8 protein-coding genes are annotated in these 16,011 nt (G+C 55.0%); 2 read left to right on the forward strand and 6 right to left on the reverse strand.

Annotated features, from left to right (window positions below; all coding sequences use genetic code 11):
• Positions 1 to 290 precede the first annotated feature (290 nt).
• The gene (locus tag OQ371_RS21385) at positions 291 to 2,735 is read left to right on the forward strand and encodes a helix-turn-helix domain-containing protein (protein ID WP_265990363.1); all 2,445 of its coding nucleotides are present in this window, start codon (positions 291 to 293) and stop codon (positions 2,733 to 2,735) included.
• A 9-nt stretch (positions 2,736 to 2,744) separates the two neighbouring features.
• Here the strand turns inward: OQ371_RS21385 and OQ371_RS21390 are convergent, their stop codons facing one another.
• Positions 2,745 to 4,934 carry a penicillin acylase family protein gene (locus tag OQ371_RS21390; protein ID WP_265990364.1) on the reverse strand — a complete coding sequence of 730 codons (2,190 nt, stop codon included), beginning with the start codon at positions 4,932 to 4,934 and terminating at the stop codon, positions 2,745 to 2,747.
• A gap of 229 nt (positions 4,935 to 5,163) precedes the next feature.
• The gene (gene trxA, locus OQ371_RS21395) at positions 5,164 to 5,508 is read right to left on the reverse strand and encodes a thioredoxin (protein WP_265990365.1); all 345 of its coding nucleotides are present in this window, start codon (positions 5,506 to 5,508) and stop codon (positions 5,164 to 5,166) included.
• Positions 5,509 to 5,791: 283 nt separating this feature from the next.
• Between trxA and OQ371_RS21400 the strand changes: the two genes are divergently transcribed.
• Positions 5,792 to 6,217: a hypothetical protein gene (locus OQ371_RS21400; protein ID WP_265990366.1), complete on the forward strand. Its 426-nt coding sequence runs from the start codon at positions 5,792 to 5,794 to the stop codon at positions 6,215 to 6,217.
• A 62-nt stretch (positions 6,218 to 6,279) separates the two neighbouring features.
• On the opposite strand, the gene dnaE is transcribed toward OQ371_RS21400, so the two are convergent.
• The 4 genes from dnaE to OQ371_RS21420 form a co-directional block, all read right to left on the reverse strand.
• Entirely contained in the window at positions 6,280 to 9,852 is a 3,573-nt protein-coding gene (gene dnaE, locus OQ371_RS21405) for a DNA polymerase III subunit alpha (RefSeq protein ID WP_265990367.1), read from the reverse strand.
• Between the two features lie 199 nt (positions 9,853 to 10,051).
• The gene (locus OQ371_RS21410) at positions 10,052 to 10,855 is read right to left on the reverse strand and encodes a hypothetical protein (protein ID WP_265990368.1); all 804 of its coding nucleotides are present in this window, start codon (positions 10,853 to 10,855) and stop codon (positions 10,052 to 10,054) included.
• A gap of 89 nt (positions 10,856 to 10,944) precedes the next feature.
• Complete coding sequence (locus OQ371_RS21415) at positions 10,945 to 12,096, reverse strand: NRAMP family divalent metal transporter (RefSeq protein ID WP_265990369.1); 1,152 nt, start codon at positions 12,094 to 12,096, stop codon at positions 10,945 to 10,947.
• A gap of 117 nt (positions 12,097 to 12,213) precedes the next feature.
• Complete coding sequence (locus tag OQ371_RS21420; RefSeq protein ID WP_265990370.1) at positions 12,214 to 15,978, reverse strand: hydantoinase B/oxoprolinase family protein; 3,765 nt, start codon at positions 15,976 to 15,978, stop codon at positions 12,214 to 12,216.
• Positions 15,979 to 16,011 lie beyond the last annotated feature (33 nt).

The raw sequence follows: 16,011 nt of genomic DNA on the forward strand, positions 1-16,011 counted from the left end.
AAAAATTTATGATTATTTTACTATGACTTTAAAAGTGACTGCACTTATAAGCAATTATTTTGTATTTTATTTATTTACCCGTTGTACTTCCTTCTGAACAGATTGTTAAGAAATGGTCGCCGGGTTTTGCGATCCGTCATCTCCGCGTGGAATACGAGAAACTCGGTTTGCGGAAAATTTAATGGTCCGTGATCTTTCCTTTCCGTATTTTGTTCTTTTTACGGCGGTACGTAGTCCGGAACCGTTCATTTGTAACTCCTTATCGAGACTCGCTGATTTGTTGTTGCTTTATGCCCACCCTTGTTAACGAAAAACTTCAACTCGCCCACGACTTTGTTCTGCACACGAATCGCAACGTGTTTCTGACGGGGAAAGCCGGTACGGGAAAAACGACTTTTTTGCACCAGGTTAAAAACACCTCGTCCAAACGACTGGCGGTAGTAGCCCCGACGGGGGTAGCCGCCATCAATGCCGGGGGTGTTACCATCCATTCTTTGTTTCAGTTGCCATTCGGGCCGCTGGTGCCGGGCGCCCTGAACCGGGAAACCCGGAAATTCACCCGCGAAAAGATCAACCTGCTGCGGACGCTCGATCTGCTCATTGTGGACGAAATCAGCATGGTCCGGGCCGACGTGCTCGACGGGATTGATGCGGTCCTGCGCCGGTTTCGTTACCGACCCGAACCGTTCGGCGGGGTGCAGTTGTTGCTCATTGGCGACATGCAGCAATTGCCCCCCGTCATCCGCGATGAGGACTGGGCCTTGCTGAGACCGTACTACGACACCGGGTATTTTTTCGGAAGCCGGGCTCTGCAAAAAACACCGTACATCAGCCTCGAACTGGATCACATCTACCGGCAGGCCGACCAACGGTTTATCGAGATTTTGAACAGCGTCCGGGAAAAACGGATAACGCGCGCGCAGCTCGACGACCTGAACCAGCGGTTCATCCCGAATTTTACGCCCCAGGACGACGAAGGATACATTACTCTGACGACCCACAACCAGGCCGCCCTGCAACTGAACAGCCAGAAGCTGCAATCGCTGACTACTCAACTTCACACGTTCGAAGCCACGATTGAAGGCGACTTTCCCGCCCACGCCTACCCAACTGAAGCCAGCCTGGAACTGAAAGTGGGCGCGCAGGTGATGTTTAACAAGAACGATGCATCGCGCGAAAAACTGTTTTACAACGGCAAGATCGGGCAGATTACGGATATTGACGACGATGTGATTTACGTAAAATGCCCGCACGATCCGGACACACTGACCGTTAGCCCCATGGAATGGGTCAACATCCGGTACACGCTGGATCCGCAAACCAACGAAATCAAGGAGGAGCCCATTGGCAAGTTTGTTCAGTATCCGCTGAAGCTGGCCTGGGCCATCACCATTCATAAAAGTCAGGGACTGACGTTTGAAAAAGCCATCATCGACGCGGCTTCGGCCTTTGCCCACGGGCAGGTTTACGTGGCCCTAAGCCGGTGTAAAACCCTGGAGGGGCTGGTGCTGCGGGAACCAATTCCGTCGCACAGCATCAAAACCGAGTTGCTGCTGGAAGAATTTCACGAGCAGGTGCAGCAGCAAACGCCCGATGATCAGGAGCTTTGGCACTCGAAACAACTGAATCAGGAACAGTTGCTGCTGGATTTGTTTTCGTTTGAACGAACGCACTACCTGATCAACCGCTGCCGCCGAACCGGAGCCGAACACGCAGGAAGTCTGGACGAGGGCCTTGAACCGGCGCTGAATCAGTTCAATGCCGTGTTTCAGGAAAAGGTCCGTGACGTGACCGAACGGTTTCGTCAGCAGCTTCCCCGGTATTTCGCCGGGGATTTGTTGGCGGAAGAAAACCAGCCGTTGCAGGAGCGTGTTCGCAAAGCCGGGGTCTACTTCAAAGATTTGATTCGTAACGAACTACAGCCCATGCTGGCTTCTGTTCCGACCGAGACGGACAACAAGCAGGTACGGGAAGCGCTGCACGAGTCGCTGGACGAGCTGGAAAAAGAGCTTTTCATCAAACTCCACTGCTTCGAGGCTACGCTGGACGGTTTTGAGGCCCTGGTGTATCAGAAGACGCGAAACCATGCCGAACTGGAGTTTCAGTCCATCCGGAAGCAGGCAAGTCGGAAAAGCGATGAGGGACGATCCGGCCACGAAAAGCCCCGGACGCTTTACGACGCACTGGCGAAGTGGCGGCAGGATCTGGCGGGCGAACTGGATACCGTGGCGCATACCATCCTACCCCGCAAAACGCTGGCCGAACTCGCCCGCTCCAAACCGTCGACCCTCGATGAACTCCTGAAAATAAAGGGATTCGGCAAGGTAAAAGCCCGCATGATCGGCGAAGACGTTCTGACCATCATTCGGTCTTTCCTTGAAAATGAATCCGCGACAAAAGCTTCGTCAGCCCCGGAAAAACCAAACAAAACGCCATCGCCCGCCCTGAGCCTGGCGCTCTTTCGGCAGGGGAAAACCGTCACCGACATTGCCCAGGAGCGAAACATTGCGGCTTCGACGGTGGAAGGCCACCTGGCGCAGTTTATCAGTTCCGGCCAGCTATCGGTGTATGAATTGGTGCCCGCCGAAAAAGTCGAAACCATCCGGACTTACCTGGAAAAACACACGCCCAAAACCCTGACGGAAGCCAAAGCCGGTCTGGGCGACGGGGTGACGTTTGCGGAGATCCGGATGGTTTACAATTCCATGCTGGCGGGTACGGCGCAGACGGACTAAACGGCAGACTTACTCGCCCGGGTGGTAGGTTCGTCCGACGTGCTGCTGAACGTCTTCGGGATAAAACCAGATATCTTTAAACTTTCCTTCGCTGAACAGTTTTGCCTGGTCATTGAAGTGCGGTGACCTCGGATCGCTGCTGTGCCCGCCGTTGACCACGGTCCGGGCCCTGACGCGGTCGCCGAACTCAACGACGGCTACAAAGCTGTTGCCCACGTAACCGTACCGTTTTTTAGTGTTGGGATAGGTCCGCGCCCCGAAAGACGCCAGAGAACCCCAGGTTGAAGGGGTAAAGCCCACCGGAAAGCTTGGTTTGGAATCATCGTAGGTTTCCTGAATTTTTCCGGTCAGGCGCTGAAACCGATTGATTTCGCCCCAGCCGGTTTTCCAGGTGCCAAAATCCCGGTTCAGCTCGTCAATGACCTCAGCCAGCAGCTTCACTTTTTCCTCCGAACTGGTTTTCTCGATCACGAAAGCCGTAAACGTCAGAAAGTCGAACCGTTCGTTGGCCGGAAACCGGGTTCGGGCCAACCGCTGAATTTTTTCGCCCCAATGCACCGCCAGCGTGGTGGCCACTGAGTTGACGCCGTAAGTTTTGTCCCAGGCCCGTAAGATTTCGATGGCTTCGGCCACGGCCTCGGGCTGCGTTTCCGACTGTTTTCCGACGATTTCGTAGGCTTTTACCAGGGCCGGGATCAGGTCGTCAAAACCGGGCAGGTGCGGATCGTTGGCGGCCGCAATGAGGGTATCGAGCGTAAAAATGGATTTTTTACTTAACGTCCGAACGGCATTGATGCCCCGGTAGTTCTCGCCGTCGGGTGCCATGTAAGCCGGATACTTGTTGCGGTCCGGACTGTCAGGCCCCGAAACTGTGAACGGTGTCGAATTGCAGTTCTGAATCCAGCCAACCGCCGGATTTTTCACCTGTACAATGTCGTCGATGCCGTGCAGCCCCTTCCAGTCGGTTTCCGGATCGCTGCCATCAACGGGATTGTTCCAGTCAAATTTCGGGTTGCGCTTCGGAATAAAGTTACCGTGCCAGTAGGCAATGGTGCCTTTTCGGTCGGCATAAACCGTGTTGTTGGTCGCGTTTCCGTTCAGCTTCATTACTTTTTTATAACTCTCGTAATCCTTCGCTTTCGTGCGCAGGTACGATTGGGCGAGCGCGTTCAGCGGATCGTTCATCATATTGATAGTGATCCACTTATCCCCCAACTGACCGGCTACGGGGCCGTGGTGCGTGCGGTAAAGCGTAACTTCTCTGAACTGAATACCGTTGGCCGTTTTGTAGGGAAACTTTACCGTTTGGGTTTGCACGGGTTTCCACTCGCTGCCGTGTTTGTAGTAATACGTTCCGTCGCGCTTTTCGACGGTTTCCAGGTATTCATCCACCGAATCGGAATTTCCGGAGGTGTGCATCCAGCCGCAGTTTTCGTTGAAGCCCTGATACACAAAAAACTGCCCCCAGGTAACGGCTCCGTAGGCATTCAAGCCTTTTTTGCTCGCCAGGTGCACTTCCGAGCGAAAGTAAAAGGAGGTGTGCGGGTTGATCAGCAGCATGGCATTTTTGCTGGCGGTTTTAGACGGTGCAATGGCAAAACCGTTGGAGCCGGTGGGTTCGCGCTCGTGCTTTTCAAAATCGTAACGATGCGACGACCATTTTGAGTTGGTGTAAAACGCCTTGATCCGGTCGGTGGAAATGACGCTGATGTTACCGCCAATGCTGCCTTCGCTGAACATCAACGGCATCCAGGGCTGAAACCGGGTCAGCAGCCGCGGCTTGACGTTTGGGTGGGTGTAGAGGTAATAGTTCGTGCCATCGGCAAAAGCATCCATCAACTCCCGCATCCAGGATGGCGATTTTTTGTAGAGTGCAATGGCCTGTGTGGTGTCCATAAAAAGCCGCGCTCGGATGTCGTGGTACAATGCCTCTTCGCCCTCCACTTCCGCCATGCGCCCAATGGCGTCGATGTAGTTTTCCTCCACACGCGCGAAATCATCCTCGCACTGCGTGTACAACAGCCCGAAAACCACATCCGCGTCGGTTTTGCCGTAAATGTGCGGGATGTCCCAGGTATCGCGGGTGATGGTGATGGTTCGGGCGCGCTTTTGCCAGCGAGCAATTTCGTCCGGTGTAAAGGGTTGTGCCAGGACCGGCAGCGTGAGGAGAGAAGAAATCAGCAGGAGAAGTTGTTTCATCGTTTGGGCCGTATTCGGTGTACGGTAATATAGACCAAAAGACGAAACTGGACAAGTCCTGAAAGGCAGTTTATGGACTTACCCGTCAACAAAAAAGCCAGACTGGCAGCCCGGCTTTTTTGTAAATAGATAATGGGGTTGGAAACAAAGTAACCTCTTCCCAAAACAGGTACCTTTTTCGGCGAAAACGATCAGAATTAGGAATTATCTAACCATTTGCCGGTATGAGTTACTCGTGTTTGCTATGATCATGCTCCAGATGGGCAACTAATTTCTGTTCCAGAACAGCTTTCGGAACGGCACCGATTACTTTATCAACCATTTTACCGTTTTTGAAAACCATCAGGGTCGGGATGCTGCGGATACCGAATTGCGCCGGAACCTGGGCGTTCATATCAACGTCCATTTTGGCGACAACGGCTTTGCCTTCGTACTCGCCGGCCAGTTGCTCCACAACGGGTCCGATCATTTTACAGGGTCCACACCATTCGGCCCAAAAATCTACTAAGACAGGTTTATCGGAATTGATTACATCTGCGAAGTTAGCGTCGGTTATTTCAATCGCTTTTGCCATGACTATGTCTCGGTTATATATAGTATTTTAACTCATCTGTACGTACAATGTTTTGGATTTGAAAAAAGTTCATCCAATTGTTTGAATGCAATGGACCTTTCGGCGACAACGCAACCTCCGAAAGCTTATTCCGCTCTACGGGCTTTATGCTAAATCGCTAGCATCCTTCTGTCCAGGCAGTTAACCGCTCGTCAAATAAATTACAATGCAAGCTACTAGGTTTTGCAAAGTAGCTCATAAGATTTTACTTTTGACTAGATTCACCTTAATCCAACGACAACTAATGAAAAAGCTCCTCCTGCTTCCCCTGCTCCTGGGCAGCCTTTTACCCGCTTACGCGCAATGTGACAAAGATCTGGCGCTGGCCGTTTCCAACACCGAATACCTCAGCGCAACCGGTGCTGTGGAGCGAACCGTGGATGAAAAAAGCACCATTGAGATCAACAAAACGGACGTGGTGATTAGGCCCGGAAATGAGGACCGCAAAATGAACGGAAAAATTCAATCCAACACCTGTACTTGGAGCGTTCCCTACAAGGAAGGAAAATCGGTGATCAAAGCGCGTTTTGACGATCCATCGGGTAATCAGCAGAATGCCATTATTACGCTCGAAGGCAAAGACGGCAAAATAACGTTTCTGATGGAAGTAGCCGAAATGCCCGACCGAAAAATCCGGGTCAATGTCGATAAATTTGAGGAAAAGAAATAAAGTATATTCATTGGCGGCTATCGTTCATAACACTCGGTGTGATCGATAGCCGCCGAACGTTTTTAATTCAGTCGGTATCCTACCCCGTCCATCGCATCGAGCGCTTTGAGCAGCTCGTTGACGGGCGTAATTTTGAAGGGGCGCGATAACATGCTGACTTCCAGCCGATCTTCTTCGTCGGTGACCCGAAGCACCAGGTTACAGGAGCCCGGATATTCTTTCACCAAATCGGTTATTTTGGCCACAAACTCGTTGTTGATCAGCTTTAAGTCCAGCTGCACAGAGAGTTCTTTGCTGTATTTTGTCCGCACCTCGGTAAGCAACTGAATGAAGTTCGGGCGGAACTCAAAAGCGTCGGAGTTCCAGCGGTTTTGCAGCTTTCCTTTCACGTGCAGAAACAGCCCTTCCTCGATATAATTGCCCAGCCGGACAAAATCTTCCCCGAACAAACTCATCTCAACCGAGCCGTTGTAATCCTCCAACTTGAAAATCACGAACGGGTTCCCGTTTTTCGACTGCCGGAGCTGTTTGCTCGACACGATTCCCCCAACGGTTATTTCTTTCCCCTGGTTCGATTCATCAAACAGCTTGTCCACCGTGCAGGTGCAGAAGCTTTCCAGTTCGATCCGGAATTCGTCCAGCGGGTGGCCGGAGATGTAGAAACCAACGACCTCTTTCTCGAATTTGAGTTTTTCGATTTCGCTCCAGGGCTGAACATTCGGCGGTTTGGGAAGCGGAATGTTGGGTTCCCCGCCAGCGCCCCCAAACAGCGACTGCTGAGCCGCCGACTTCTCGGCGTGGTAGTTGTTGGCGTAGCGGGTCAGCTTCTCAATAAAGGTGGCCGTTTCGCCCGCCGGAATGTCGAAAAACTGCGCCCGGTGCATTTCTCCCAGGTTGTCAAATGAGCCCGCGTAAGCCAGCGATTCGAGGGTTTTCTTGTTGACCGTCCGCAGGTTAACCCGGATGACGAAGTCAAAAATATCCTTGAACGGACCGCCTTTTCTGCGTTCCTCAATGATCGATTCAACGGCGGCATCCCCCGTGCCTTTGATAGCCCCCAGCCCAAACCGGATTTCGCCCTTCTGGTTGACCCCGAAAAACCGCTCCGATTCGTTTACATCCGGCCCCAAAACCGGAATGCCGATCGCCTTACACTCTTCCATGAAGAAAGTGATCTTTTCGATGTTGCCCAAGCAGCTCGTCAAGACGGCCGCCATGTACTCGGCTTTGTAGTGCGTCTTGAGGAAGGCCGTCTGGTAGGCCACAAACGCGTAACAGGTCGAGTGCGATTTGTTGAAGGCGTAGGAGGCAAACGCTTCCCAGTCGGTCCAGACTTTCTCGCAGGTTTTGATGTTCAGTTTGTTGGCTGCGCAACCCTCCACAAACTTGCCCTTCATTTTGTCGAGTGTCGCCTTGTCTTTTTTCCCCATTGCCTTCCGCAACACGTCGGCATCACCCTTCGTAAAACCAGCCAGCTTCTGCGACAGAAGCATGATCTGCTCCTGGTAGACGTTGATGCCGTAGGTGTCGGCCAGGTATTCTTCCATTTCCGGCAGGTCGTACTTCACTTCCTCGCGCCCGTGTTTCCGGTTGATAAATGTCGGGATGTAGGCAATCGGACCCGGTCGGTAAAGGGCGTTCATGGCAATCAGGTCCTCAAACCGGTCGGGCTTGAGGTCCTTCATGTATTTCTTCATTCCGTCGGATTCGAACTGGAAGATGGCGTTCGTCTCCCCGCGCTGGAAGAGTTTGTAGGTTTCCTCGTCGTCCAGCGGAATGTCGTCAATGTCGGTTTCGACACCGTTAATGAAAAAACCGCCGTGGTTTTGCCGGATCAGCCGCAGGCACTCCTTGATGATGGTCAGGTTTCGCAGACCCAGAAAGTCCATCTTGATAACGCCCGCATCCTCGATCACCCGGCCCTCGTACTGCGTGATAATCAGTTCGGATTCTTTCGACGTCGATACCGGAACAATGTTCGAGAGATCTTCCGGCGCAATAATGATCCCGGCCGCGTGAATCCCGGTGTTCCGAATGTTGCCTTCCAGCTTCCGGGCCTGTTTCAGCACCTTGGCCTGCAAATCGTTTCCGGATTCGATGTGCCGCATCCGCTTCACGTTCTCGACCTCCTCCGGCTGGATCATCTGCCCCAGCGAATCAATCGGATCCTCAAAAATCTTCTTGAGGGTCATGTTGTAGGTCGGCTTGTCGGGCACGAGTTTGGCCAGTGCGTTCGATTCGGGCAGCGGCAACTCCATCACGCGGGCCACGTCTTTAATGGCCGACTTGGCCGCCATCGTACCGTAGGTCACGATCTGGGCCACCTGCTGCTTCCCGTATTTCTTGACCACGTAGTCGATCACCTTCTGACGGCCTTCGTCGTCAAAGTCGGTATCAATATCGGGCATCGACTTCCGGTCGGGGTTCAAAAACCGCTCGAACAGCAGGTTGTACTTGATGGGGTCGATGTTGGTGATTCCGATGCAGTAGGCCACCGCCGAACCAGCCGCCGAGCCCCGGCCCGGGCCAACCATCACGCCCAGGTCGCGCCCGGCCTTGATGAAGTCGGAAACGATCAGAAAGTATCCCGCAAAACCCATCTGCCGGATGACACCCAGCTCAAACCGCAGCCGTTCATCGGCTTCCGGCGACAGAATCTTGTAGCGTTGCTTGGCCCCTTCGAAGGTCAGAAACTCCAGGTAATCGTCCTGGGAGGCAAAGCCGTCGGGAATCACGAAGTTGGGCAGCAGAATGTCGCGCTTCAGCTTCAGCGTTTCCACCTTGTCGACAATCTCGTTGGTGTTGTCAATCGCTTCCGGCAAATCCTTGAAGAGCGTCGACATTTCCTCGGTATTCTTAAAGTAGAACTGGTCGTTAAAAAACGCAAACCGGGTTCCTTTCTTGAAGCCTTCTTCGTCGTTAAACTCCTTTTCGGAGGGCGTACTCAGTTTTTCGTTGGTATTGACGCATAGCAGGATATCGTGCGCGACCCAATCTTCCCGATCCACGTAATGGGAGTCGTTGGAAGCAATAATTTTGACGTTGTATTTCCGGGCCAACCGCACTAGCACCTCATTCACCTTGATCTGGTCGGGAATCTCGTGCCGTTGCAGCTCGACGTAATAGTCCTCACCAAACCGATCCAGCCACCACTGAAACTCTTTCTCCCCGGCTTCCTCGCCTTTCTTCAAAATGGTTTTGGGTACCGACGCCCCGATGCAGCAGGTCGACGCAATCAAGCCTTCCTTGTACTGGTCAATCAGCTCCTTCGTAATCCGCGGATACTTGCCGTATAAGCCTTCCATGTAGCCCAGCGAGCAGAGCTTGATCAGGTTTTTGTAACCCGTCGGGTTCTTGGCCAGCAGCAGCTGGTGGTAGCGAATGTCTTTCTGTTCTTTGGTAAACTGCTTTTTGGTGTGGTCTTCCACCACGTAAAACTCGCAGCCAACCACCGGTTTGATGCCCTGCTTGGCGGCTTCGGCCACAAACTCAAACACGCCGAACATGTTCCCGTGGTCGGTAATGGCGACGGCGGGCATGTTATCGGCTTTGGCCTTCTTAATCAGTTTCTTGATTTCAGCCTGCCCGTCGAGCAGGGAGTACTGGGTATGGCAGTGGAGGTGGGAAAATTGCATCAGTCCTTGTTTTCAGGAAGAATTTGTTAGCTAAAAATAAGCCTTTCCTGCGAGGTAAACAGGGATTGTCGGCGAAAAATTTCCCCACGATTGATTGTCAGTGATTTAAAAACCGCCCTGTTTTAAGGTTTCGGTCTTCCGATTCTAACGGTGGGCATCCAAACCGCTCCGCCTTTTCAAGCCGCTGCTGGGGTCATTGTCACGTTCTCCGTTTCTTCTTTTTCACCCACTCCTGCCGGAGGGTAATCATCACCGACTCGTGTTCGGATACCGGGTAATTGACCAGCATGTAGGTGGCTTCCCGGCTCATGGGCAGGTACACCAATCCCCGGACGGATTCCCCGGGTTGCAGCCTCGTGGGTTTCATCGACAAGTCCTTCCAACGGTAAGTTTCGTACTCGTAGCGCTGCATCCGGTCGGCAAATAATCCGTGGTCGATCATGCGCTTGGTTTGAATAGCCGCGTAGATGTTGTTGTGCGTCACCCGGTTCTGCACCCAGCGCTCGGGCCGGTGGTTGTTGCGGTTGGTCGAGGTAGCCACGTCGCTGGCAATGGCGGCCACCATCAACACGGTGTTGATCACCTTGGCCGTTTTCAGCCGTTTTACTTCGCGCTGCTGGTTGATGGCCGTGCGGTCGGCTTCCCGAACCGGATCAGCCGCCGAAAACATCAGGGGTTTCTGGGGTGTCCCGACGGCGCTAAACAGCGTTTTCTGTTCCTTATCCAGGGCCGTGTATTCAAAATCGGCCGGATGGACCTCGAAAGGGTGGTCGGTTTTGTTTTTTACTTCAATATCCAGCGCAACGTATTGCAAATCCAACCGCTCAAAGGAGGCTACCACGGCAATACCGTCCTTTTCGGCTTTCGTCGTCGGTCGACCTTCGATCTCGGCCACATCACCGGAAACAGGCGTGAGTTGGTAAACCTTGCTGGCACAGCCGCTTAAACCGCTCAGCGACACGAGACAAACCCACCCGATCAGTATCTGTATTCCTGTCTTCATACCGTCCCTTGTTTGATACCGAAGGTACGCATCTCCGAAGCCAAAATCAATGAACTTTGTGATGAATGATCGCAGGCTTCGATAAACCGTTAACGAAACAAATTCTGCACGGCCAGCCAGACGTTCCAGCCGCCAAAAAGCAGCGAGACGGCCACCACCGTGAGCATCGCGACGTTTTGCAACACCGAGTTCCGGTATGCCTCCGGAATGAGCGTGCGATCGTTGACGGCCAGAAACAAAAACACCGTCACCACTGGCAGCAGAATCCCGTTGATGGCCTGAACCACCACAATAATGGTCACCGGATTGTAGTCCGACAGGCCGAACGCCAGACCAATGCCCAGCACCAGCAGCCAGACCAGCCGGTAATTCCAGGACTTTACCGACCAGCCCAGCAGACTCCGGGCCGTAACCGCAGCCGCCAGCGGGGCCGTCAGCGACGAAGCAAAACCGGCGGCAAACAAGCCAAACGCAAAGAGCATGCCGCCCCAGCTTCCCACCCGGTTGCTGAGGACGTCGGCCATGTTGGTAAAAGAAAAGCCGCCCGTAACGAGCAGCCCCGCCAGCAGCAGCACGACCGAAATCAATCCGCCCAGCAGGACGGCCACCCAGATGCCCAGCCGCATTTCGCTCAGCGTCTGGCCCGACGTAATGCCTGAACCGAAAAACAGGTTGTACGGCACAATGGTGGTTCCGATCAGGCTGTTGATGAGCAGCAACGAACCCGCCGGAAACGACGGCGTCACCAGCGCCCGGGTTACCTCCACCGCCGAGACGGGCGCGCCAAACGCCACGTACACAAAAGCCCCGCCCATCGCAAAAACAACGATGCCCAGAAAATTGGCAATCCACTGCGTCGAGCCAATAGCCAGCAGAATCAGGCAAACCAGCCCGATACCGCCCGTCAGGGCTTTGACCGGCCAGCCCGTCAGCAAGGCCAGACCGGAAACCGCCCCGAGAATATTACCGGCCTGGTATGCCGCACACCCCATCCAGACGGCCAAAAACAAGAGCAACGGTATGGTTTTACCGCGCTGCTGATTGGCCAGCGCAATGGTCTGGCCCAGATCCCGGCCGGTCGCGATGGTGATGCGCGAAGCCGCTTCCTGAAGCCAAACCGTCCCGAGCGTCGCAAACGTCAGCACCCACAGCAGGCTCAATCCGTACTGCGCCCCGGCCATCGTGCAGGCTGTAACCGAACCGGGACCAATAAAAGCGGCCGAAATTACCGACCAGAACAAAATACTGCCCAGACCCGAGCGAAAAGAGAGCGTTTTGATAAGGTAAGAGTTATGAGTTAAGAATTAAAAGTTAAAATAGCGGCTTTTAGCAAACTCTTAACTCCTAACTCTTAATTTTTAACTCATAACGCCCCACCCGCCCCCGCCCGGCGTTTCAATCCGGATGCGTTCGCCGGGCTGCATGGGGCGGGTGAAAATTCCGGGCAGCTCGGTTTCCGCACCGTTGACAGCGATCAGCGTTTGCTGGCCGGTTTGGCCCGCTGCTCCGCCGGCCAGCCCGTAGGGCGCAACGGTTCGGTGCTGACTCAGCAACGTGGCCTGAACGGGTTCCAGAAATTCGATTTCACGAACAATACCGTCGCCCCCGCCCCACGCCCCCGCCCCGCCCGAGCCGGCCCGAATGGCAAATTGATGCAGGCGCACCGGATACCGCCGTTCCAGTTCTTCGGGGTCGGTCAGTTTGGTGTTGGTCATGTGCTGGTGCACCGCCGAGCGCCCCGCAAAACCGTCGCCCGCTCCCGCGCCCCCGCCAATGGTTTCGTAGTAGCCAAACCGCCCGTTTCCAAACAGAAAATTATTCATGGTTCCCTGACTACAAGCCGCCAGTCCTAGGGCTTTCAGCAACGTGTCGACCAGCCGCTGACTGACTTCGGTATTTCCGCCCACCACCGCCGGACACTCCGCCGGGTCATCAGAAAACGTCGGGTTCAGAAAACACGCGGGCAGGTGAAGGCTAACCGGAGCCATCAGCCCCTCGTTCAGCGGAATATCCTGCGGCCCGACCGACCGTGGCCCGCACCACAGTCGTAAAACGTACAGAAGGGCGCTGTTCAGAATGGAGACGTTGGCATTCAGGTTGTGCGGATGCACGGGTGATGTGCCGGTAAAGTCAAAGGTAATGGTTTGGTTTTTCACCGTGATGGTTACGCAAATCCGGTGGCCGTCGTCCAGTTGTTCTTCCGCCGAAAACGTTTGCCCTTCATAGCCGCTCAATACCGTTTGGAGCGCGTCCGTGGCCGACTGTTGTAGCCGTTGCATATACTGGCGGACGGTCGGCAAGCCGTGCTGCCGGACCAGCGCCCGCAACGCCATCTCGCCGGACCGCAACGAGGCCAGGGCGGCTTCCATATCGGCCCGGTTTTCGGCCAGAGCGCGGGTCGGGAAAACGGCTTCCTCGAACCGCTTCTGAATTTGATCCCACAAAAAACGGCCCTTCTTCACGATGTACTGCGGTTCCAGCACCACGCCTTCTTCCACCAACCTGGTGGCGTCGGGGGGCATCGAACCGGGCACTTTGCCGCCAATTTCGGCGTGGTGCGCGCGGTTGATCACGTAGCCGATCAACGCTCCATCGTCGGTAAATACCCCCGCCAGCAGCGTGACATCCGGCAAGTGCGAGCCGCCGTACTGGGGGTGATTGGTAATGATTACATCGCCCGGTTCCAACGGCAGCTTTTCCAGAACGAGCCGGGCGCAGACGCCCAAACTTCCCAGGTGCACCGGAATGTGGGGTGCGTTTACGAGCAATTCGGCCTTCGCATTCAGCAGGGCACAGGAAAAATCCAGCCGTTCTTTCACATTCACCGAAAAGGCCGTCCGCTGCAACTGCGCGCCCATCTCTTCGGCGATGGCCACAAACCGCCGGGCAAATAACTCGGTCTGGGCGGCTTCCAGCAAAGGCACATCAACGATATCGGCCTGGCCAGTAATTCGGGCCACGGCGTTGCGGTTTGGCCCCACCGTGACCTCCCAGCCCGTGGCCAGGTAGCTCGACGAGGTGGTGTTCAGCAGCAACGCCGGTCCGCTGAAATAGTCGCCTTCCCGCAGCTGTGTCCAGGCATACACGGGCAGCTCTCCCGCCGAAAAAGACGGTTCGACGGGCCGGGCTACCGCCGTTGAAACCAGAACCGGCTCCTGCGGTTTTACACTGCTGACAAGCACCCGAATGCTTTCGAGTTCGATGGAACGATGGGCCGGAAAATGACCGTACAATTGCTCGTAACGTACCCGAAAAAGCCGCTGAATAGCATCCATCTCCGCATCGGCTGTTCGGGAGTGGGTACCGGAATACGGAATTTCGAGTGTGCTTTCCTGCCCCTGCAACCGCATGAAAAGGAGCACGTTGCTTGCTTCAATTGGGGTGTCTGCTCCAACGTCCTGCCGCAGATCGTCCGTGGCTCTCTGAATCAAATTTCCCACTAGTGTTGCCAGGTTCGGCGCCACTTCCGCCAGGGGTTGCAGCACCTGCCCGGCGGCCGTTCGCTCGATTCGGGCCTGCCCGATGCCGTAGGCGCTTAACAGACCACCATCGAAGGGTAAAATGAGCGATTGAATCCCGAGGAGTTGCGCCACCGCACAACCGTGCAAACCGCCCGCCCCCCCGAAGACCAGTAGCGCATACTCTTTCGGGTCAAACCCGCGGGCAACGGAAATTTTTCGGATCGCGCCCGCCATGGTTTCGTTGGCAATCCGCTCAAAACCCAGCAAGAGACTTTCTTCCTCTACCGGCTGCCCGGTGTGTCGTTCCATTTGCTGCCGAACGGTCTCCAACGCGGCCCGGGCCTTTTCCGGGCTAACCGGAATGCCAAACAGGGCCGGGTGCAATCGTCCCAGCAGCAGGTTAACATCAGTAACCGTCAGCGGTCCACCAGCCCCGTAACAAGCCGGACCGGGAGCCGCCCCGGCGCTGTGCGGCCCCACCCGCAATTGTCCGTCAAACCAGCAAACCGAACCGCCCCCGGCCGCTACGGTCTCCACCGCCAGCGAAGGCGATTGCAGTTCAAACGAGCCGACTTTCGTTGTAAACTGGTAATCAACCCGGCCATCAAACCGGGCCACGTCGGTGCTGGTGCCGCCCATGTCGAGCGTCAGCGTCCGGGCGATGGACGACGCGTGGGCGATGTGTCCCGCACCAATAACGCCCCCCGCCGGACCGCTCAACAGACTGTCCTTGGCCAAAAACAAGTCGGCTTTCACCAGGCCCCCTCCGCTGGTCATCACCCGAACGGGACGACCGCCCAGTTGCCGGGTCAGATTTGCCAGGTATGAGCGGAGAATGGGTTTTAAGTACGCATCCACGACGGTAGTTTGCGTGCGGGGAACGTACTGAATCGCCGTCGAAATTTCGTGGGAGAGACTTACGCTAAAACCCGCCTTCCGCAAGGCATCGCCCACCTGCTGTTCATGAACCGGATTTCGGTAGGCATTCAGCAGCGACACGGCAACTCCGTCCGGTCTGGCTTCCTGAAGCTGCCCCAGCAGGTGGGCAATGGTCTGGTCAGACAGAGGCTGAATGACCCGTCCGTCGGCAGCCATGCGTTCGTCAAGCTCGCAGGCGGTTTCATACACGACCTCGGCGGGTGGAATATCCAGTTGAAACAGGTTCGGGCGCTGCTGGGTACCGATTTGTAACAGGTCTCGGAAGCCTTTGGTAACCACCAGGGCCACCCGCCCCCCTTTTCGTTCCAGCAGGGCGTTGGTTCCCCGGGTGGTTCCCAACCGCATTTCCAGCGGTGGAAACGGCCGATCTAACGGTGTTAGCGTCAGAAGCCGGGCGGCCAGAATCGGCGCTTCTTCGCCCGTGGACAGTTCAACGGTTACTGGAGACAAAAGCCCCAAATCATTGCGAAGCTGTAAGTTTCCTTCGGAATCCAGGCTCAGAATTTGCGTTGTTTCACCGGTTTCCAGAACCCGCAGCCGATACCCGCCAAAGATGGGTGCCTGCAGCCAGGGAGCTTCCAGCCGGAGCGTCTCGCCCGACGGTCTGACCACTGCCCGGAGGCTACTGCTGCTGAGCACTTTAGTTCGGTGCAGATGCCCGTCCGGGTCCGTTGCCATACCGTCCGTGAACGTTCCGCCGGTATCAATCCAGATTTTCCACATGAATGATTGCCTTCCTAATTGTCCCGCAAAAAT

This window comes from Larkinella insperata (genome assembly GCF_026248825.1).
Classification (GTDB): Bacteria; Bacteroidota; Bacteroidia; order Cytophagales; family Spirosomataceae; genus Larkinella; species Larkinella insperata.